The sequence below is a fragment of the Mycobacterium sp. IEC1808 genome (genome assembly GCF_002101935.1).
GTDB lineage: Bacteria > Actinomycetota > Actinomycetes > Mycobacteriales > Mycobacteriaceae > Mycobacterium.
Window position 1 is genome coordinate 1 of sequence record NZ_LQPV01000066.1, and the last position, 19,456, is coordinate 19,456.

At 70.1% G+C, this 19,456-nt stretch carries 17 protein-coding genes and 1 pseudogene; 4 read left to right on the forward strand and 14 right to left on the reverse strand.

The features are described from left to right. From AWB92_RS30840 to AWB92_RS25650, 4 genes and pseudogenes are all read right to left on the reverse strand, one after another. Nucleotides 1–158: hypothetical protein (locus AWB92_RS30840; RefSeq protein ID WP_241523581.1), on the reverse strand; the 158-nt coding region annotated here is incomplete at its 3' end. Nucleotides 159–530: 372 nt separating this feature from the next. Beyond that, nucleotides 531–1,118: pseudogene (locus AWB92_RS31280) on the reverse strand (PE family protein); the annotation flags it as partial. 24 nt (nucleotides 1,119–1,142) lie between these two features. Beyond that, nucleotides 1,143–2,591, reverse strand: coding sequence for a PE family protein (locus AWB92_RS25645; protein WP_085190690.1), 1,449 nt, complete (start codon nucleotides 2,589–2,591; stop codon nucleotides 1,143–1,145). A 124-nt stretch (nucleotides 2,592–2,715) separates the two neighbouring features. Continuing rightward, nucleotides 2,716–3,282: a TetR/AcrR family transcriptional regulator gene (locus AWB92_RS25650; protein WP_068106303.1), complete on the reverse strand. Its 567-nt coding sequence runs from the start codon at nucleotides 3,280–3,282 to the stop codon at nucleotides 2,716–2,718. A 428-nt stretch (nucleotides 3,283–3,710) separates the two neighbouring features. Between AWB92_RS25650 and AWB92_RS25655 the strand changes: the two genes are divergently transcribed. Continuing rightward, complete coding sequence (locus AWB92_RS25655) at nucleotides 3,711–4,505, forward strand: crotonase/enoyl-CoA hydratase family protein (protein WP_085190692.1); 795 nt, start codon at nucleotides 3,711–3,713, stop codon at nucleotides 4,503–4,505. Between the two features lie 57 nt (nucleotides 4,506–4,562). After that, on the forward strand, nucleotides 4,563–5,198 hold the full coding sequence (locus AWB92_RS25660) for a TetR/AcrR family transcriptional regulator (protein ID WP_085190694.1): 636 nt from the start codon (nucleotides 4,563–4,565) through the stop codon (nucleotides 5,196–5,198). Between the two features lie 4 nt (nucleotides 5,199–5,202). Here the strand turns inward: AWB92_RS25660 and AWB92_RS25665 are convergent, their stop codons facing one another. Genes AWB92_RS25665 through AWB92_RS25675 form a run of 3 tightly spaced genes read right to left on the reverse strand, consistent with a single transcriptional unit; the run spans nucleotide 5,203 to nucleotide 8,689 of the window. Further along, nucleotides 5,203–6,675 carry an aldehyde dehydrogenase gene (locus AWB92_RS25665; protein WP_085190696.1) on the reverse strand — a complete coding sequence of 491 codons (1,473 nt, stop codon included), beginning with the start codon at nucleotides 6,673–6,675 and terminating at the stop codon, nucleotides 5,203–5,205. 45 nt (nucleotides 6,676–6,720) lie between these two features. Further along, complete coding sequence (locus tag AWB92_RS25670) at nucleotides 6,721–7,488, reverse strand: class I SAM-dependent methyltransferase (protein WP_085190698.1); 768 nt, start codon at nucleotides 7,486–7,488, stop codon at nucleotides 6,721–6,723. A gap of 25 nt (nucleotides 7,489–7,513) precedes the next feature. Beyond that, nucleotides 7,514–8,689 (reverse strand): hypothetical protein, encoded by a 1,176-nt coding sequence (locus AWB92_RS25675; protein ID WP_142282318.1) that lies wholly within the window; start codon nucleotides 8,687–8,689, stop codon nucleotides 7,514–7,516. Nucleotides 8,690–8,978: 289 nt separating this feature from the next. On the opposite strand from AWB92_RS25675, the gene AWB92_RS25680 reads away from it, so the two are divergent. After that, complete coding sequence (locus tag AWB92_RS25680) at nucleotides 8,979–10,133, forward strand: glycosyltransferase family 4 protein (protein WP_085190702.1); 1,155 nt, start codon at nucleotides 8,979–8,981, stop codon at nucleotides 10,131–10,133. On the opposite strand, the gene AWB92_RS25685 is transcribed toward AWB92_RS25680, so the two are convergent. Both AWB92_RS25685 and AWB92_RS25690 read right to left on the reverse strand, forming a co-directional pair. After that, complete coding sequence (locus AWB92_RS25685) at nucleotides 10,117–11,802, reverse strand: hypothetical protein (protein WP_085190704.1); 1,686 nt, start codon at nucleotides 11,800–11,802, stop codon at nucleotides 10,117–10,119. The genes AWB92_RS25680 and AWB92_RS25685 overlap by 17 nt on opposite strands. 9 nt (nucleotides 11,803–11,811) lie before the next feature. Next, complete coding sequence (locus tag AWB92_RS25690; protein ID WP_085190706.1) at nucleotides 11,812–13,110, reverse strand: DUF3068 domain-containing protein; 1,299 nt, start codon at nucleotides 13,108–13,110, stop codon at nucleotides 11,812–11,814. Between the two features lie 140 nt (nucleotides 13,111–13,250). Between AWB92_RS25690 and AWB92_RS25695 the strand changes: the two genes are divergently transcribed. Further along, complete coding sequence (locus AWB92_RS25695) at nucleotides 13,251–14,417, forward strand: acyltransferase (RefSeq protein WP_085190708.1); 1,167 nt, start codon at nucleotides 13,251–13,253, stop codon at nucleotides 14,415–14,417. Between the two features lies 1 nt (nucleotide 14,418). On the opposite strand, the gene AWB92_RS25700 is transcribed toward AWB92_RS25695, so the two are convergent. From AWB92_RS25700 to AWB92_RS25720, 5 genes are all read right to left on the reverse strand, one after another. Continuing rightward, on the reverse strand, nucleotides 14,419–14,892 hold the full coding sequence (locus AWB92_RS25700) for a YbjN domain-containing protein (protein ID WP_068188444.1): 474 nt from the start codon (nucleotides 14,890–14,892) through the stop codon (nucleotides 14,419–14,421). Between the two features lie 73 nt (nucleotides 14,893–14,965). Further along, the gene (locus AWB92_RS25705; RefSeq protein WP_085190712.1) at nucleotides 14,966–16,438 is read right to left on the reverse strand and encodes an AMP-binding protein; all 1,473 of its coding nucleotides are present in this window, start codon (nucleotides 16,436–16,438) and stop codon (nucleotides 14,966–14,968) included. Further along, a complete protein-coding gene (locus tag AWB92_RS25710; protein ID WP_085190714.1) occupies nucleotides 16,439–17,416 on the reverse strand; it encodes a phosphotriesterase-related protein in 978 nt (325 codons plus the stop codon). A 62-nt stretch (nucleotides 17,417–17,478) separates the two neighbouring features. Continuing rightward, nucleotides 17,479–18,189 (reverse strand): class I SAM-dependent methyltransferase, encoded by a 711-nt coding sequence (locus AWB92_RS25715; protein WP_085190716.1) that lies wholly within the window; start codon nucleotides 18,187–18,189, stop codon nucleotides 17,479–17,481. Between the two features lie 12 nt (nucleotides 18,190–18,201). Continuing rightward, the gene (locus tag AWB92_RS25720; RefSeq protein ID WP_085190717.1) at nucleotides 18,202–19,452 is read right to left on the reverse strand and encodes an ATP-grasp domain-containing protein; all 1,251 of its coding nucleotides are present in this window, start codon (nucleotides 19,450–19,452) and stop codon (nucleotides 18,202–18,204) included. Between the last annotated feature and the right edge of the window lie 4 nt (nucleotides 19,453–19,456).

Below are 19,456 nucleotides of genomic sequence, written 5' to 3' on the forward strand. Positions count from 1 at the left end.
TCGCCGGCCAGCGCGCCGCCGAGGCCCCCGGCACCCCCGGCCCCACCGAGCTCGCCGGTCCCGCCGGCTCCGCCGTTGCCGATCAGGCCGGCATTGCCGCCGTTGCCGGACTTTCCGAAGTAGCCGGTGCCGCCGTCGCCACCATTGCCGCTGAGCAGGCCGCCGGCCCCGCCGTCCCCGCCGACACCGGGGAACGCGCCGCTTGTGCCGGCGGCGCCACCAGCGCCGCCGTTGCCGTTCAACAGGCCACCGTGACCACCGTGACCGCCGAAACCGGCGCCGCTTGTGATCGTGTTGGGAGTGCCACCGCCGCCGGCGCCTCCGGCTCCGCCGTTGCCGAACAACCCGATCGCGTCGCCGCCGGCACCCCCGTTACCCGCCCCGGCGACAAGATTAGTGACGACGTTGTACGCGCCACCGGCGCCGCCTGCGCCGCCGTTGCCCCACAGCAGCCCGCCGGTGCCACCGGCCCCGCCGCGCCCAGCGGAGACGCCTGCGGTGACGCTCAGGCCGCCGGCACCGCCGGCGCCTCCGTTGCCGATCAGCCCGGCCGGACCGCCGTTGCCGCCGGGTGAGTTCGCCGCGCCCGATCCGCCGTTGCCGCCGTTGCCCACCAGCAACCCGCCGGCCCCGCCGTTCTGCCCGGAGCCGGGCAGGCCGTTGGTGCCGTTGCCGATCAGCGGGCGCTGGAGCAGGAGTTCAGTGGGCGTGTTGATCGCGTTGAGGATGTCCTGCTGCACGACCTGCCACGGGTTGGCCGCGGCCGCGGCGTTGGCCGCCTCGGCGCTGGCATAGGCGCCCGCGCCCGCGTTCAGGGCCTGGACGAATTGCTGATGATAGGTCGCCGCCTGGGCGCTGACGGCCTGGTATTCCTGGGCGTGCGCACCGAAGAACGCGGCTACCGCCGCCGAGACCTCGTCCTCGCCGGCCGCCAGCAACTGGGTGGTTTGGGCTGCCGCGGCCGAGTTGGCCTGGTTGAGCGCGGATCGGATACCCGCCAAATCCGTGGCGGCCGTTGAAACGACGTCGGGCACCGTGAACAGGAAAGACATTTCCGCACCTCCGGCAACGCCCCCGTTGTGGGCAAATCGTAGCGCGCTCGGCGGGCGCAGACGCATGATTTCGTTGGGCTACGGCGCGTATCACCCGTCGGCGCCGGGCACGCCCAGCAGGAGGCCACCGCCGCCCCCGACCCCGCCGACAGTGCCACCATCGCCGCCGTTTCCGACCAGTTGGGCGTTTCCGCCGTCGCCGCCCACCGCTCCGGGGAAGGTGTAGCCGAAGCCGGCGTCGCCGCCCCTGCCGCCGTTACCAGTGAGGCCGCCGTTGCCGCCGCGGCCGCCGTTACCGCCATTGCCGAGGCCTTGGCCGCCGTCCCCGCCGTACCCGCCATTGCCGTACAGCCCGACCGCGTTCCCGCCCGCACCCCCGACGCCGCCGTTGCCGTACGCGGATTGGCCGCCCGCGCCGCCGTGACCGCCATGACCGAACAGGCTGCCGCCGTTGCCGCCGTTGCCGCCGATGCCGCCATCTGCAAACGCGGTCGTAATTGTGGCCGAACCGCCGGTCCCCCCGGCGCCGCCATTGCCGATGAGGCCGGCCGAGCCGCCGTTGCCCCCGGCGTAGGAGCCTCCGCCCAACGTGGGGTTGCCTTCCGTGCCGTTGCCGCCGGCGCCCCCGTTGCCGCTGAACATCCCGCCCGCCCCGCCATTGCCTCCACTGTTACCGCGGGTGGCGACTCCGGCGTTGCCGCCGTGACCGCCGTCGCCATGCAGCAGGCCGCCGTGGCCGCCCTGGCCGCCGGCACCGGCGATGCTGTTCGCCGAGTCGTTGACCCGACCGGAACCGCCGTCGCCACCGGGCCCGCCGCTGCCGAACAATCCGATGGCGTCGCCACCGTGGCCTCCGGCGCCTCCCGTGGTGGAGGCCACCGCAAACCCGCCGACGCCGCCGGGTCCGCCGTTGCCGAACAGCAAACCGCCGGTGCCGCCGGTGCCACCGGGGCCGGCGGACTCGGGGAAGACCGCGGGCCCGCCGGCTCCGCCAGCCCCACCGTTGCCGAACAGCCCCGCGGGTCCGCCATTGCCGCCTGGCCCTCCGAAACTGCCCCCGGTCGCGGGGGTGCCGGAACCGCCGTTGCCGCCGTTGCCCCACAGCAGCCCGCCGGGTCCGCCGTTCTGCCCGGTCCCCGGTGCGCCGTTGGTGCCGTTGCCGATCAGCGGGCGGCCCATCAGCAGCTCGGTGGGCGTGTTGATCGCATTGAGCAGGTCCTGCTGCAAAATCTGCCAGGGGTTGGCCGCCGCCGCGGCGTTCGCCGCCTCCGCACTCGCATAGGCGTTGGCGCCCGTGTTCAGGGCTTGGACGAATTGGTCGTGAAAGGCCGCCACCTGCGCGCCCAACGCCTGATAGCCCTGGCCGTGTGCAGCAAAGAATTCCGCGACCGCGGCGGACACCTCGTCCGCCCCCGCCGCGAGCACCTCGGTGGTCTGGGCGGCGGCGGCCGAGTTGGCCTGGGTGAGCGTCGCGCCGATGCTCGCCAAATCCGTTGCGGCGGCTGACACTAAATCCGGCGTGGCGAACACGAACGACATGGAAATACCTCCCGACGAGCGCTCAGACAGGGCGCCGGCCGGCGCAGGTATTGGTGGAGCCGTGTAGCTAGCAAACAGATGGTACTTGGTGCGGACAGCAAATGTTGCGCTATTGGCGAGCGCGCTACTCCGCGATCTTGTTGCGAATGACGAATTCCCTCGCCTTGATGAGGAATTCGAGCTGGTCGCCCACCTGGTGCAGGGGGTCGGTGCTGCGGGTCGAGCGGGACAGCACGACGGCCCCCTCCAGGGCGGCGATCGACATCACGGCCAGCGACGAAGCTTCGGCGTCGTCGAAGCCGTCGTTGGCGAACGCCCGCGTCAACGCGGTGCACCAGCGGCCCAGGATGGCGCCGGCTTCGGCGGACAGCTTGGGCTCGGTGTCGTCCGAGCCGATCGCGGCGGCGACCACGGGGCAGCCGGCGCTGAAGTCGCCCTCGGAGAGGAGCCGCTCCCAGAACTCGACGAACTCGCGCAGCAGGGCTCTGGCGCCCCAGCCGGCGGCGTCGTCGATCATCGCGGTGATGGAGTCGCCGGAGAACTTCAGCGCCTCGGTCAGGATCTGATTGCGCCCCTCGGGAAAGTGGTAATACACCGAGCCGCGCGGCGCGCCGCTGCGGGCCAGCACCTCATCGATGGTCACCCCGGCGGCGCCGCGCTCGCGCATCACCTGGGCTGCGCTGAGCAGCATCTTCTTGCGGGTGTCGCAGCGCTTGGTCGGGGCTGAATCCGTCTTCGCGTCGGTGGTAGTCGGCACTGTCGTACCTCCCGTGGCGAGCGTCATGCAGCGTGCGAGTGCCGCGGTACCGGCCAATGCATGTTACGCGGGCTGAACCGGAACGTCCGCCGCTTGAAGTCGGGCATCTCGCGCGTGAACTGGTAGCCGGCGACGTTGACTTCGATGATCCACATTGTTTTCTCCCGGCCTGAGTGCGGCCCTAGATTATGCTTAGAAGCATATAAGACATCGGTCGAGTAAGCAATTTTTATTCCCTAAGTAACAAGAGCATCTCGATGAATGCGGTTCGGGCCCCTGTTGAGCCTTTCGTCGAAGGGCATGTGACCGCTGGCCTATTATGCTCTATTGCATATTCCCTAGCCCTGCGCTTGACTGTGCCGATGGGCCTTCCGAACCTCGACACGGTGTCCCTCGAGCGCGACGGACACGTCCTGCTGATCGGCCTGAACCGGCCCGAGAAGCGCAACGCATTCGATCGGGCGATGCTCGCGGATCTGTCCCGCGCCTACGGGCTGTTGGAATCCGATGACTCGCTGCGCGCCGGTGTGCTGTTCGCGCACGGCGACCACTTCACCGCGGGTCTGGACCTGGTCGACGTCGGCCCCGGCATCGCGGCGGGGGAATTGGCGTTCCCCGACGACGGCCGCGACCCGTGGCGGCTCGACGGCGTATGGACCACGCCGGTGATCGCGGTTGCGCACGGCTGGTGCATGACGTTGGGCATCGAGCTGCTGCTGGCCGCCGATATCCGGATCGCGGCGGACGGGACGCGCTTCACCCAGCTCGAGGTGCAACGAGGCATCTACCCGTTCGGCGGCGCGACGATCCGGCTGCCCCGCGACGCCGGTTGGGGCAACGCAATGCGCTGGCTGCTGACCGGCGACGAGTTCGACGCCACCGAGGCGCGCCGCATCGGGCTGGTCCAGGAGGTGGCCGACGACGCGGCCGCGGCATTGGACCGCGGACGCGAGATCGCGCGCACCATCGCCGAGCGCGCCGCGCCGCTGGGGGTGCGCGCCACGCTGGCGTCGGCGCATCGGGCGCGCGCCGAAGGTGAGGCGGCCGCCGTCGAGCGACTGCGGCCCGCCGTGGCCGAGCTGTTCGCCAGCGCGGACGCCGCCGAGGGTGTGCAGTCGTTCATCGAGCGACGGCGGGCCCAATTCCAGGGCCGCTAGCCGCGGGCCGCCAGCGCGTCACGAAACGGCCGGCGCGGGCGTGTCTACGCTGAGAAGATGCCCAGCGAGCCGCCGGTCGGTGCGCCCGACAACGCGGGCGAGCGGTCGCGCGTGGAGCGCATTCGCGACGCCGCGCTGAAGACGTTTGCCGCTCACGGCACCGAAGCCACGTCGCTGCGAACGATCGCCGCGGCCGCGGGCGTCTCGCTCGGGCTGGTCCAGCACCACTTCCACACAAAAGCCAACCTCGTCCAGGCCGTCGACGACCATGTGACAGCGGTGCTGACCGCCTCGCTGACCACCCCGGCCGAGGCGCCGGCCGACGATCCCGTCGCCGACATCGCGGACCGGGTGGTCTCGCTGCTCACCGAACACGCCGACCTCGTCGACTACCTGTGTCGGTCCCTCGTCGACGCCACGCCGACGGGGACGCGGGTCTTCGACACCCTGGTCACGGTCGCCGGCGGGCACTGGGACCAGCTTCGAGAACAGGGGCTGACCAAGCCCGGGCTCGACCCGGTCTGGATGACGCTCAACCCTTTGGTTCTGGTGCTGGGCATGTTCCTTCTGCGCGCCCAACTAAACCGGCACCTGCCCGAAGCAATCACGAGCCGATCCCAGGTGCAGCGATGGCGCAACGCGACCCAGGCGATCATCGCTGACGGCCAATTGCTACGGCCCTCGGACGAGTAATGCGCTAGCTGTCGACGGTGTAGCCCATCGGCATCAGCACGCTCTTCTGCTGGGTGAAGTGCTCGACGCCCTCCGGCCCGTTCTCGCGGCCGATGCCGGAGTTTTTGTAGCCGCCGAACGGGCAGCACGGATCGAAGGCATACCAGTTGATCGCGTAGGTGCCGGTGCGGATCTTCTCCGAAATCTCGATGCCCCGCGGCACGTTGGTGGTCCACACGCTGCCGGCCAGGCCGTACTCCGAGTCGTTGGCGATCTTGATCGCGTCGTCTTCGGTGTCGTAGGGGATGATGCACAAGACCGGTCCGAAGATCTCCTCCTGGGCGATCGTCATCTTGTTGTCGACGTCCGCGAAAACCGTTGGCTGCACGAAGAATCCGTTGTCCAGGCCCTCGGGGCGGCCGCCGCCGCACACCAGCCGGGCGCCCTCCTCGATGCCCTTGGCGATGTAGCCCTCGACCCGGGCGCGCTGCTTCTCCGAGATCAGCGACCCGATTTGGGCGCCCGGGTCCGACGGCGGGCCGACCGGCAGCGACTGTACGAAAGTGCTTACCGCGTCGACGATTTCGTCGTAGCGCGAGCGCGGTGCGAGGATGCGGGTCTGACCCACGCAGGCCTGCCCGGTGTTCATGATCCCGGAGAACACCATCATCGGCACCGCGGCGGCGAGGTCGACGTCCTCGAGGACGATGGCCGCCGACTTCCCGCCGAGCTCCAGCGTGCACGGCTTGAGCATCTCCGCGGCGCGCCGGCCGATCTCCTTGCCGACGCCCGAGCTGCCGGTGAAGGTGAACAAGTCGACGTCCCGGTTGGAGGTCAGCGCCTGCCCGGTCTCGATGCCGCCGGGCACCACCGACAGCACGCCCTCGGGCAGGCCGGCGTCGGCGAAAACCTCCGCCAAAGCATTTGCGGTCAAAGGCGTTTCGGCGGCGGGCTTGAGCACCACCGTGCAGCCGGCCAGCAGCGCCGGGCCGAGCTTGTTGACCGCCAGGAACAGCGGGACGTTCCACGCCACGATCGCGCCCACCACGCCGATGGGTTCGCGGTGCACGATCGTCTGCCCGTAGGAGCCGTTGCGGATCTCGCGCCACTTGACCTGGTCGACGGCGGGACCGGCGAAGAAGTTCATCGCTCCCATCGAGCCCATCCAGTGCATCGTCTCGATGGTCATCGGCGGCTGGCCCGTCTCGGCGGCGAGCAGCTTGGCGAACTGGTCCTTGCGCTCTTCGAGCAGCTGGTTCGCCTTGGCGATGACGGCCGCGCGCTCCTTCGGGGGCGTCGCCGGCCAGGGACCGTTGTCGAAGGCGGCGCGGGCCGCGGCGACCGCCGCGTCGACGTCGGCCGCCGCCGCGAGCGGCACCTTCCCGACGTACTCACCGGTGGCCGGACAGTGCACCTCGATAACTTCTGAGGTCGACGGCTCGGTCCACTTGCCGCCGATGAAAAGTTTGTCGTATTCGGTCTTAGCGTCGTCGCTCATGGCCGCCACCCTACCCAAGCCGACGCAAAACGAGAACATGTTTCATTAGTGGGGTTGGAGCACCAGCACGAGATTGCTGACCAGGAACTCGCGCAGCACCGGCACCGACGTCAGTCGCCAGGCCCATCGCGGGTGGTAGCGCGGAAATGCGGCCACCGCAGCACCGGTGCTGGCGGCCCAGCTCAGGCCGTCGGCCACCGACACCGCGAACAACGACGACCCGTAGTTGTTTTTGGCCGGATGACCGTGTTTGCGGGCATACCGCGCGGCGGCCCGCGCGCCGCCGAAGTAGTGCCACAGGCCCGTCTCGTGGCCGCCGAACGGGCCCAGCCACACCGTGTACGACAGCACGGCCAGCCCACCGGGCTTGGTCACCCGCAGCATCTCGGCACCCAGCTGCCAGGGCCGCGGCACGTGTTCGGCGACGTTGGAGGACAGGCAGATGTCGACGGAGGCGTCGGCGAAGGGCAGCGCCGTCCCCGAGGCCCGGACGAAGTCGCCCGGCCCGGGTGCCAAGGCCGGCCCGGCCGCGTGCATTTCGCGCGGGTCGGGTTCGACGCCGATGTAGCGGACGCCGGCGCCGGCGAACGCCGCCGCGAAATATCCCGGGCCGCCGCCGACGTCGAGCAGCGTGCGGCCGACCGGGGGCTCGCCATGGATGCCGCGCCAGAGGTCGGTGATCATCGCAGCGGTATCGGCGGCGAGGGCGCGATAGAACCGGGCCGGCTCCGAGCGCTCGTGGCGGAACTCCGACAGCAAGCGCAGCGAGCGGGACAGGGTTGCCCGGCGCGCCCAGAGGTCGGTGACGGCCACCGGCCAACCCTACGGCCGGGGTCGGCTAGACCTGCTGGTCGTGCCGTTGCAGATACGGGGCCAAGCCGAATTTCTCGACCAGCAGCAGGAAATCCCCGCCCGAGACGGAAAACTCGGGGGGTTCATTCACGCGCTGCCGCACGTCGCGCGGCCACGAAAACCGCATGTCCAGGCCCCCGATGGTGTCGCGACAGCCGATGGTCAGCGGCGGCGCGCCGGGGACGCCGAGGACGAGGACGGGCGTCGTGGACAGCGAGGAGGCCATGCCCCGCTCGAACATGCGGCCCACGATCTGGTCGGGCGATCCGAACCCGAGACCGCCGTATCGGAATTGGTAGGTTTCCGGCGTCGCGGTCACCTGCGCCACCTGCACGGACGCGTGCAGCGCGTTGGTGTTCGGGTCGACCACCCGGATCGAATCCGCGTCGACGTCGATGGCCAGGCGAGGGTGGTTGGCCGAGTTCAGGAGTTGTTGTTTTCGCCGGAGGGCGAACGCCCCCATCTGTTGGATCGCCAGGGGACTGGGGAATAGCAGGCAACGAACCGGTCCCGCCGCTGAGCTCGCGTCCGCCTGAGCGGCCTGGTGCCCCGAGAGGGCGAGGATCTCACCGAAGTCCGAGGCAGACACCCAGGCGTCGACGTCCAGCGGCAGGCCGTAGCCGGCGTCGGGCGCTTCGAGCCGCGTTCCGGCAGCAGCGCGATAATCCCGCCCGCCGAGGATGAAACGCCTTACCCCGCAGTGCAGATGCAGCGTCGTGCCCATCGTCATGCCGCCCGATATCCCCCACACGCCCAGTTGCGCACCGGCGAACGGATAGACGTCGCCCGGCCGCTTGCTGACCGTCAGGGCATGGCGCGTGACTTCGAGGAAGATCTTCCCGTGCTCCGAGCGCTGGGACCACCAATACCAGCCGCTGATACCGCCAATTAGGAGAGCGATCGCGCCGTAACGGAGAACCTTGTCCATGACTTCGGCGACCGCATTCGACCCGCCAGACGCACGGTAGACGAACGCCTGCGCAGCCATGTACAGCGCGCCGGCGACGGCGGTGAACGCGAGGATGCCTACGACCATGATCAGGTAGGACCTGGCCGGGTTGTTTTGCCACGCCGGGGTCATCGTGGAGGCCATCTTTGAGCCCCAGAACGGACGATGCGCCACGAACCTACGCGACGCACCCGATTCATTGCCGATGCTCATCTGGGAAGGATCCCACCGGTGGGCCCGGCTGGAAAGCAGGAATTTTGCTGGGGGGCCGGTCGCGCCGGGCGGCTTCCGACCACTGGCGTCACATCCGCCGCCGCGCTGAGCGGCATCCAACGTGCCCGCCTCATAGCGACAGTGCGCCGCCGGGCCTCCTCCCCGGTTGTCGCTGTGAGGTGGGCACAACGGGTGCCCCCGCCGGCAGAGGCCAGTGTGGCGAATGTGCCCGCCTCCTCCTCGCGCCGCTGTCGGCGGCGCGCATCGTCACCGGGCTAGGCTGGCGTTAATGTCTTCTCTTCGTTCGGTCCTGTTGCTGTGCTGGCGCGACACCGGGCACCCGCAGGGCGGCGGCAGCGAAGCTTATTTGCAGCGCATCGGCGCGCAGCTGGCCGCGTCCGGGATCGCCGTCACGCTGCGCACCGCCCGCTATCCCGGAGCGCCGCGCCGCGAAGTGGTCGACGGGGTGCGGATCCACCGGGCCGGCGGCCGCTACTCGGTGTACGTGTGGGCGCTGCTGGCGATGGCCGCGGCGCGCATCGGTCTCGGCCCGCTGCGGCGCGTGCGGCCCGACGCGGTCGTCGACACGCAGAACGGCCTGCCCTTCCTCGCCCGGCTGGTGTACGGCCGTCGGGTGGTGGTGCTGGTGCACCACTGCCACCGCGAGCAGTGGCCGGTGGCCGGTCCGGTGCTCGGCCGGATCGGCTGGTTCGTCGAGTCGACGCTGTCGCCGCGGCTGAACCGGCGCAACCAGTACGTGACGGTCTCGCTGCCGTCGGCCCGCGACCTCGTCGCGCTCGGCGTGAACAACGAGCAGATCGCCGTGGTGCGCAACGGCCTCGACGAGGCCCCGGCGCAAACGCTGTCCGGCCCGCGCTCGGCCGCACCGAGGGTGGTCGTGCTGTCGCGGCTCGTGCCGCACAAGCGGATCGAAGATGCGCTCGAGGCGGTCGCGGCGCTGCGGCCCCGCATACCGGGCCTGCACCTCGACATCGTCGGCGACGGCTGGTGGCGGCGGCGGCTGGTCGACCACGTCCGGCGCCTCGGCATGTCCGACGCGGTGACGTTCCACGGCCACGTCGACGACGTCACCAAACACCATGTCCTGCAGAGCTCCTGGGTGCACGTGCTGCCGTCGCGCAAGGAGGGGTGGGGCCTGGCGGTCGTCGAGGCGGCGCAGCACGCGGTGCCCACCGTCGGCTACCGCTCCTCGGGCGGGCTGGCGGACTCGATCGTCGACGGGGTGACCGGGCTTCTGGTCGACGGCCACGACGAGCTGGTGGACCGCCTCGAACGGCTGCTCTGCGACCCCGTGCTGCGCGACCAACTCGGCGCCAAGGCGCAGGCGCGCAGCGGCGAGTTCTCCTGGACGCAAAGTGCCGACGCGATCGCCGGCGTGCTGCAAGCCGTCCAGGCCGGCGAGTACGTCAGCGGCGTCGTCTGAACCAACAGAGCGCCGCGCCCACCGCCCCGACGGAAAGCATCGCCAGCCACGCCAGGTGTGCAACCAGCGTCGCGGTCCGCCGCCCGGCAGCAACCCCGGCGGTGTGGCCGCCGATCCGATACAGGGCGAACTCGTCGTCACGGTAGACCAGCGTGAGCGCGTCCAGCGTCCGCGGCGCGGCGCCCATGTCACCGGCACTGTCCGATTCGACGACCAGCCACCCGATGCCCGCCGGCGCCAACGCGGCCGGGTCGGGCCCGGAAAGCAGCAGATCCTGCACGGCCCGGGCGCGATCGCCCTCCCCATGAATGACGACCCCCGAGATGGCCAGGTCGCCGGTGCTCAGCACGTCGGCGCGCAGCCAGCGGGGCAGCGGATCGAGCACCGGCGCCGGCCCGGACCACGAAAAGCGCCGCATGGTGCCCGCGGGCAGCACCGCCACCGTCCCGGGATCGCGGTTGATCGCCGCCGCCACCGCGGCCCACCCCCGCGGGTAGCGCACCGGCGCGACGCGGCCCCACGCGCCCCAGGCCAGGTCCGGCAGCGCCAGGATCAGCGCCAGGCAGCAGACCAGCGCCGCCACCGACGGCCGCAACCACCGCCGCAGCGTCAGCACGGCGCCCGCGCCCGCCAGCGCGTATCCCGGCATCGCCAGCGCCACCCACTTCTGTCCGTCGCGCAGCACACCGAACGCGGGCGCGGCGTCCACCAGCGCCCGCAAGGCGTGCAGACCCGGGCCCGTCGCCAATGCGGCCGGCACCACGACGGCTACCGCCGCCAGCGCCAGCAACGGCGCCACGGAGCGCCGACGCGCCACCACCGGTAACCCGGCCGCCACCACCGCCAGCAGCACCACAGCGGACGACAGCGCGAAAAGCGTTGTCCGCGAGGACGGTACGGCCTCGCCGTTCCAGATGCCGCCGAGGCTGGCCAGGCTGCCCAGCGTGCCCAGGCCGGGTTCGGCCCGCGGCGCGAACGCGTTGACCCCGAGCGCGTTCGCCGCGGTGTGCGCCTTCAGCGACGAGCCGAGCGCGGCCGCCGTCAGCCAGGGCGCCGCCGCCACCAGCGCGGCGCCGGAGGCCCCGGCGGCGCACAGCCAGCGCGGGTGCCCCGCGCCGGGGCACGCCACGCAGACCAGCGCCACCGCCGCGGCCAGCAACAGGCCCGTCGGCGTCAGCCCGGCCAGCGCCACCCAGAACACCAGGCCGAACCAAGCAGACCAGCCGCCAGCCGCCCGCAGCCGAAGCATCTCCGCCGTCACCCACGGCAGGCAGCCGTACGCGACCAGCAGGCTCCAGTGGCCCTGCAGAAGGCGTTCGGCGACATAGGGATTCCAAATCGCCAGCGTGCTGGCGACGAACTCGCCCGGCGCCCCCGCCTCGGGCAGCGCGGTCGCGACCAGCCGCGCCGCGCCCCAAGCCGCCAGCCACAGGCCCGCCACCAGCAGCGCCTTGACCACGACGCCGCCGTCGACCAGATGCGAGGCCAGCGCCACCGCGAAATCCTGTGGCGTCGCCCGCGGCGCCGCCGTCAAGCCCAGGGCGGTGTCGGAAATGTAGGACCGGGGCGTCGACACCGCGTCGCGCAACAGCAGGTATCCCGGCGCCAGGAGCGGCGCGGCCACCAGGAGCGCCAGCAACAGCGCATACCCCGGCCGGGTCCAGCGCACGTCGGGGAACTAGGCCCGTTCGGGGGGACCCGGTGACTCCGGCGGTCCCGCGTCCGGCGGCCCCGGCTCGGGCGGCTCGTCCGGGCCCGGCGTCGGTGCGTCCGCGGCGGGCGGGCCCGGATTCTCGGCGGGGCGCTGGGTGGGCAGCTTCTCGGTCTCAGCTTCGGCGCCGGGCACGGGTTCTTCCGGACCGCCGCGGCCGAACACTTCCTCGTCGGACCGGTCCAGGCCGGGGTCGGTCAGCGCGCTCTCGGTCCGCAGGCTGAAGGAGGCGAGCACTCCGCCGCCGATCAGCGCGATCAGGCCGACCGCGGTGAACGTGATGGGCAGCACCCGCGACCACAGCGCCAGCCGGTCCCGCTCGTCGCGGGCCGCGTTGACCTGGCCTTCGATGGTGTCCTCGTTCGAGGTGACCTTGTAATCGGCCAGCGTCAGCTCCGGCTTGAGCGGGTCACGCGCGAAGTAGTGGTTGGCGTGCTCGGTCTGCTTGACGATGGTCCCGGACACCGGGTCCACCCAGAAGGTCCGCTGCGCCGCGTAGAAGCGGGTCATGGTGATCTGCTCGTTGGGATCGCCGCCCTGGACGCCCCACATCGACGCCGGGGCGGTGAACTTGGAGTCCGTCGTCTGGTCGGCGTACAGCGTCGGGTAGGCCACCGGAGCCACCAGTTTGCCCTCGGCGTTGTAGCCGACGTTCTGCGTGAACTTGTAGGTGGTCAGCCCGTTGACGTCTTCCTGGCTGTCGTAGTTGACGTCGAACGGCTTCTGCGCGATCGGATCGAAATAGGGATACGTCTTCTTCTCGGTGTGGAACGGGAACCGGTAGGACAGCCCCTCGTGGCGGAGCGGCATCGCGGTGGGCGGGCTCTCGTCGTTGACGGTGCGCGGCTTCTGCACGGAGCCGCCGGGGTGGGTGTCGTCGGAGACGGCCAGCGCGGTCTTGCGGTTGAGGGTGACCGTGTCGATGATGGCCAGCAACAGGCCGCTGTCCTTTTGCTTGTCGGTGCGCCGGACCGAGGTGCCGACCTGCAGGGTGACGACGTCGGCGTTGGCGGGGGATTCGACGCTGACCTGCTGTTGGGACACCAGCGGCACGTTCTGGTTGACGACGAGGTGGTCTGTGGACAGCGACGCTGAGTCGAGCGCGGTTCCGTTGCCGTCGCTGATCAATGTGGCGTCGATGTTCAGCGGGATCTTGGCGATCCTGCTGCTGGTGTATGTCGACAGCAGCAGCGCGGCGATCAGCAGGGCAGCCCCGAGTCCGATGATCGCGCATGCGGCGTAACGCAACATGACTGCGCGGTTCATGCGCGCTGCTCCTCCTAGTGGATCATGGTGGTCCGAGCTGGTCCCCGGTCAGCGTGGCAAACCCGTTCGACCCTAACAGCAGAATTTAAGGCCCCGGCTTACGTACCCGATTCGTCGGGCGACAACCGACGGGCACACTTGTGTGCGTGACGGACGACCAACAGGCGGGCGGAGTTCGCAGCTTCCTTCCCGCCGTGGAGGGGATGCGCGCGTGCGCGGCCATGGGCGTTGTCGTCACGCACGTCGCCTTCCAGACGGGGCACTCCAGCGGCGCCGCGGGCCGCCTGTTCGGCCGCTTCGACCTCGCCGTGGCGGTGTTCTTCGCGTTGTCCGGATTCCTGTTGTGGCGCGGGCACGCGGCGGCGGCGCGGGGTTTGGGGCCGCGGCCACGCACCGGCCATTACTTGCGTTCGCGGGCGGTCCGCATCATGCCGGCCTATCTGGTGGCGGTCGTGGTGATCCTGACCCTGCTGCCCGACGCCGATCACGCCAGCCCGACGGTGTGGCTGGCCAACCTGACGCTCACCCAGATCTATGTGCCGCTCACGCTGACCGGTGGCCTGACGCAGATGTGGAGCCTTTCCGTCGAGGTCAGCTTCTATCTGGCGCTGCCCGTCCTGGCGTTGCTGGCCCGCCGCCTCCCGGTCGGCGCGCGGGTGCCGGCGATCGCCGCGCTGGCGGCCCTGAGCTGGGCGTGGGGCTGGGTGCCCATCCACTCGGGATCCGGCACCAATCCGCTGAACTGGCCGCCGGCCTTCTTCTCATGGTTCGCCGCGGGCATGCTGCTGGCGGAATGGGTGCACTGCGGAATCGGTGTGCCGCACCGGTTCGCGCGGCACCGGATCGTGATGGCCGTCGTCGCGCTGCTGGCCTACCTGCTGGCGGCCTCGCCGCTGGCCGGGCCCGAGGGCCTGGTGCCCGGCACCGCCGCGCAGTTCGCGGTGAAGACGGCGGCCGGCTCCGTGGTGGCGTTCGCGTTGGTGGCGCCGTTGGTGCTGGACCGGGTCGACACGCCGCACCGGGTGCTGGGCAGCACCGCCATGGTGACGCTGGGCCGCTGGTCCTACGGCCTGTTCATCTGGCACCTGGCCGCGCTGGCGATGGTGTTCCCGGTGCTCGGGACGTTCCCGTTCACCGGCCGGATGCCCTCGGTGCTGGCGTTGACGCTGATCTTCGGTTGGGCGATCGCCGCCGTCAGCTACGGGCTGGTCGAATCCCCGTGCCGGGAAGCGCTGCGCCGCTGGGAGAAACGCCACGAGCCGACGCCCGAGGTCACCGACGCCGAGGCCGACGCGATCGCGCCGTGACTCAGCGATCCATCCACTGTTCCAGCGCGTCGGCGGACGGCAGGCAGATGGCCCGCTCGATCTTCTCGAACAGGTCGGTCCCGTACTCGACGGTGGATCGGACGAAGTTGCCCAGCGCCTCGAGGTGGATGCCGTCGGTCAGCAGGTAAGCGTTCTCGGCGACAATGGCCAGCCGGGCCGGCTGCGCGGTCTCGCGGACAAATGCCTTGGGCCAGTGCGTGTCACGATTCCAGTCGTTCACCAGTTCCATCAGGCGCGGGCGTTCGGTCGCCAGGTAATACACGGCCGGGCTGATCGAGATCTCCAAAACGTCGCGGCGCAGACCGTTGATCCGCAAGTTCACGTGCAGCTTGCCGCGCTCGTGGCTGGACAGCAGCAGCATGAATTCTTCGCCGTCACTGCTGCGGAAAAACCGCAGCTGACGCGATCGCAGATAACGTTCGATCAGCTCCGTGCTCAACGGCTCGATCTGCATTAGCCCCTCTCCCGGACAACGGTCATCGACGGACCGATGGTGGGGCGCAGCGCTTGGAAGATTCTTGGAGCCGTCAGGCCGGCTCGGCGGCTTGCAGGCGCGCGACGATCTCGGCGCGCACCGCCGACCGGCGCGCCTTGCCGGCGTCGTCGCGCAGGGGAGCGCCGACGAACTCGACCGCATGGGGCACCTTGTACGACGAGATGAGTTCGCGCAGAAAGCCTTTGACGCCATCGGCGTCCAGCGCGGACCCGTCGGCCGCGTGCACCAGGGCGTACGGCACCTGGCCCAGATCGTCGTGCGGCACGCCGACGACGAGGCAGGACAGCACCTCCGGGTGGGCCGACAGCGCGTTCTCGATCTCGGCGGGGTAGACGTTGCGGCCGCCGACGGTGAACATGTCGACCCGGCGGTCCGACAGGTACAGGAACCCGTCGTCGTCGAAGTAGCCGAGATCGCCCAGCGAGTCCCAGCCGTCCCGGGACTTCGGCGTGACGCCGACGTAGCGGTAGGTCGGCGCGCTGCCCGGGGCGGGGCGCATGTAGATTTCGCCGACGACGCCGGGCGGGCACGGGTTGCCGTCGTCGTCGAGCACCTTCATCTCCCCGGCGACCACGACGCCGACCGAGCCGCGATGGGCGAGCCACTGCTCGCCGCTGATGAAGGTGAGCGCCTGTAATTCGGTGCCCCCGTAGAGTTCCCAGACGACTTCCGGGCCCAGCAGGTCGATCCAGGCCTGCTTGACGGCCGGCGGGCACGGCGCCCCCATGTGCCAGAACCGCCGCAGCGACGACAGGTCGTAGGCGCCCGGGTCGGCGTGGTAGACCGGCAGCGCCCGCTGCATGATCGTCGGCACCGTGGTCAGGAACGTGACCCGATGATCGGTGATCAGCCGCAGGAATCCTTGCGGCTCGAACCGGCTCATCAGCACCAGGTGATGGCGCATCAGCAAGGCGATCGTCGCGGTGGTGAAGCCGGTGTTGTGGGACAACGGGATCGGCACCAGGGTGGTGTCGCCCTCCTGCGCGCCGAGCGGGTAGCCGACCGCGGCCGGAATCCGACTGTCGCCGCCGGACTCGATGAGCTTGGGCCGCCCGGTGCTGCCGCCCGAGCCCATCGCCTTCCACACCGGCGAAACCGCCTCCGGCAGTTCGGCCTCGGACAGCGCCGGATCGGGGACGAAACCGGCTGGCACGCTCGGTATTTCGGTGCTATCGCGGCCCACCAGCAGCGCGGGCGGCCGCAACTCGAGCAGGCCCTGCAGCTCGGCGTCCGGCAGCCGCGCCGAGAGCGGTTGCGGCACCGCGCCCAGTTTCCAGCAGGCCACCGCGGCCTGGATCCACTCGATCGAGTTGGGCAGCACCATGGTCACGTAGTCGCCGACGCCGACGCCGCGCTCGGCGTACGCGCGGGCCAATCGGTTCGTCGAGGCGTCGAGTTCGCCGCGGGTGATCGTCCGTCCGTCGCAGGTGACCGCGGGCTCGTCGGGAGCCAGCCGGGCAGCCTGCGAAATCTGCGTGCCGATCGGCGGGACCGGGTCGGTCATCTAGTAGGCGCCCTGTCTCTCGAAGATGCGGCGCGGGTTGTCCACCAGCATGGTGTGTAGCTGCTCGTCGGTGACGCCGCGCTCCTTGAGCGCGGGGATCACGTCGTTGTGGATGTGCAGGTAATGCCAATTGGGGGCGGCCACCGGCAGCAGTTCCTCGGGCAGCGCGTCGAAGTAGCAGTTGGCGTCGTGCGACAACACCATCTTGTCGGCGTGGCCGCGCTCGCACATCCGCGCCACCGTGTTCACCCGGTCCTCGAACGGCAGATAAACGTCGATGCCGAACCGGTCCATGCCGATGTAGGAGCCGTTGCCGATGAGTTCCTCGAGGTAGTCGAGGTCGGTGCTGTCGCCGGAATGGCCGATCACCACCCGGCTCAGGTCGACGCCCTCTTCCTCAAAGATGCGCTGCTGCTCCAGCCCGCGCCGCGTCGCCGCGTGCGTGTGGGTAGAGATCGGTACGCCGGTGCGCTTGTGCGCCTGGGCGACCGCGCGCAGCACGCGGTCGACGCCGGGGGTCACGCCGGGCTCGTCGGTGGCGCATTTGAGGATGCCGGCCTTGATGCCGGTGTCGGCGATGCCCTCCTCGATGTCGCGGACGAACATGTCGGTCATGATCTCCGGGCCGTCCAGTTGCGTGCCCGGCCCCAGGTAGTGGAACCGGAACGGCACGTCGTTGTAGGTGTAAAGACCGGTCGCCACAACGATATTCAGCTCGGTGGCCGCCGCGACCCGTGCGATGCGCGGGATGTAGCGGCCCAGTCCGATCACCGTGAGGTCGACGATGGTGTCCACCCCGCGCGACTTCAGCTCGTTGAGCCGGCTGACCGCATCGGCCACCCGCTGGTCCTCGTCGCCCCAGGCTTCGGGGTAGTTCAGGGCGATCTCGGTGGTCATGATGAACACGTGCTCGTGCATGAGCGTGACGCCGAGGTCGGCGGTATCGATGGCGCCGCGAGCGGTATTGAGTTCTGGCACGCGTCTGACTCTAGGTCGACTCGGCGGTAAACCAACAGGGGCGTTTTTCGGCCCAGGATTTGTCAAGCCCGCGCGCGCACCGCCTGGAGCCATTCCGTCGACTCCGGCGCCCTGTCGAGCAACCGCAAGCCGGCGTTGCCGAATTCGCGCCGGATGTCCGCGACCGTCAGCACCTCCAGGTGAAAGCACTGCCGCATGTCCGATCCGTCGATCATCAACGCGTATTCGCCCTCGACCAGCCGGCCGAGATCGCGGTGGATCGTCACGCGTGCCGTCGCCTTGCCGATCTTCTTGCTTTCCGTCCAGCCCGCGGGCCGGGCGGCCCAAAAGGCCGGCGGTTTCCACTGAATGATCGCCCGGCCCGTCGGTTTGAGATGGTGTGCGACGGTCGCCAGCACCGCCCGTCGAAGATCGGCGCCCCGGTAGTGAATCAGGTTGGTGGGCAACAGGACCGCGTCGAACCTCTCCGTCAGGCGCAGCTCCTCGATGCGGGCGCGGATCGTCCGCGCGTGCCGGACTTCGGCGAGCATCCGGTCGGAGTCGTCGACGGCGGTCACCCGGTGGCCGAGCCTCGCCAGCGGGTCGGCGATCCGCCCGGTGCCCGCGCCGAGTTCCAGCACCGAGCTGCGCGGCGTGAGAACGGCGTCGATCTGCTCGGGCTCGCCCGTCGGGGGCATTCGGCGGTAGAGCTCGATCAGGCTGCCGTCACCCGTCCGTTCCGAGTCGGTATCGGCGTGGCAATGACAAAACGACAGAGAATGGCAAAACGACATCGTCGGTCCCTTCTAGGCCAGCTCGTAGAAATTCACGCCATCGAGGTAGCGCACCGTCCAGAGGTCGCGGGCCACCACCTCGCCGACCTCGTGCAGCAGCGTTATCCAGATCGGATAGGTCAGGTCGTCGGTGGTGAGCGGCAGCTGCTCGCCGGGATTCACCCGCACCCGCATGTCGTAAAAGCTGTCCAGCCCCTTGATGGCCTCCAGCCCCCGATAGGAGACCAGCCTGCCGCTGCGCGGGGCGACCATCGTGGCTCGCGCGACGTGCTGGCCCAACCGGTACGGCCCCCCACAGTGGCGGGCGAACCGATCGGGTCGCGCGTAGGCGTCCACCGTCCAGTCGACCTGTGATCGCCCGGTGGCCAGGCGTGCGGCATCGGGCAGGCCGCCGCCCGCAATCCGCGCGCCCACCTCCACCAGGCACGGCCCGTCGGCCGTCATCTTGATCTCGTGGTGGGCCGGGCCGTGCCGGATGCCGAGGGCATCGAGCACCTCGAAGGCGTAGGCGACCAGCTCGTCCTGCAGATCGCCGATCGCCGGCAGCAGCCGCCAGCCCATCAGCAGGTCGGGAACGCCGTTGGCGTCGATTCGGTACGTCTCCCAGATGTCGCACACGTGGTGCGCGCCATCGCGGCTGACGGTGTCGACGATGTACTCCGCGCCCACCAGGCACTCTTGGGCCACCACACCGTCATTCGGATGCGCCAGCACGTTGTCGCGGCCGTCGAGGCGCCGGAAGGCCCGCACGGAGTCCTCCGGGGTGCGGCACCAGGCGACGCCGTCGTTGCCGGCGCTGCGCAGTGGCTTGACGACGACCGTGCCGCCAATGCCCTTGTGCCAGTTGCGGAGCTGGTCTTCGTCCGCCACCAGGATCTGGCGAGCGCCCCGCAAGCCTTGCTCCTTGATCCGCTCGATCATCAGATACTTGTCGCGTCGGGCGGCGCTCAGTGCGGTTCCGTTGGTGGGCGCGCCCGTGATCGGATGCAGCGCCTCGCTCAGCGCGTCGGCCAGCTCGACCCCGGGTTCGGTGCCGGCGACGACCGCGACGGGATGGTAGGGCGACAGCCTGGCCAGCGTCTCGGACAGGTCGCCGCGGTGCACGATGTCGACGTCGTAGGGGTACCGATCCGGTTGACCGCGCAGCGCGACCGGCACCTCGGGGGTGCTTTGCACACGCAGCGGGGTGAACCCCAGGATTCGGAAGCCTTGCGCCAGTTCGGTTCCCATGGTGGCGTAGCTATCGACCAGAACGACGTGCATGTCG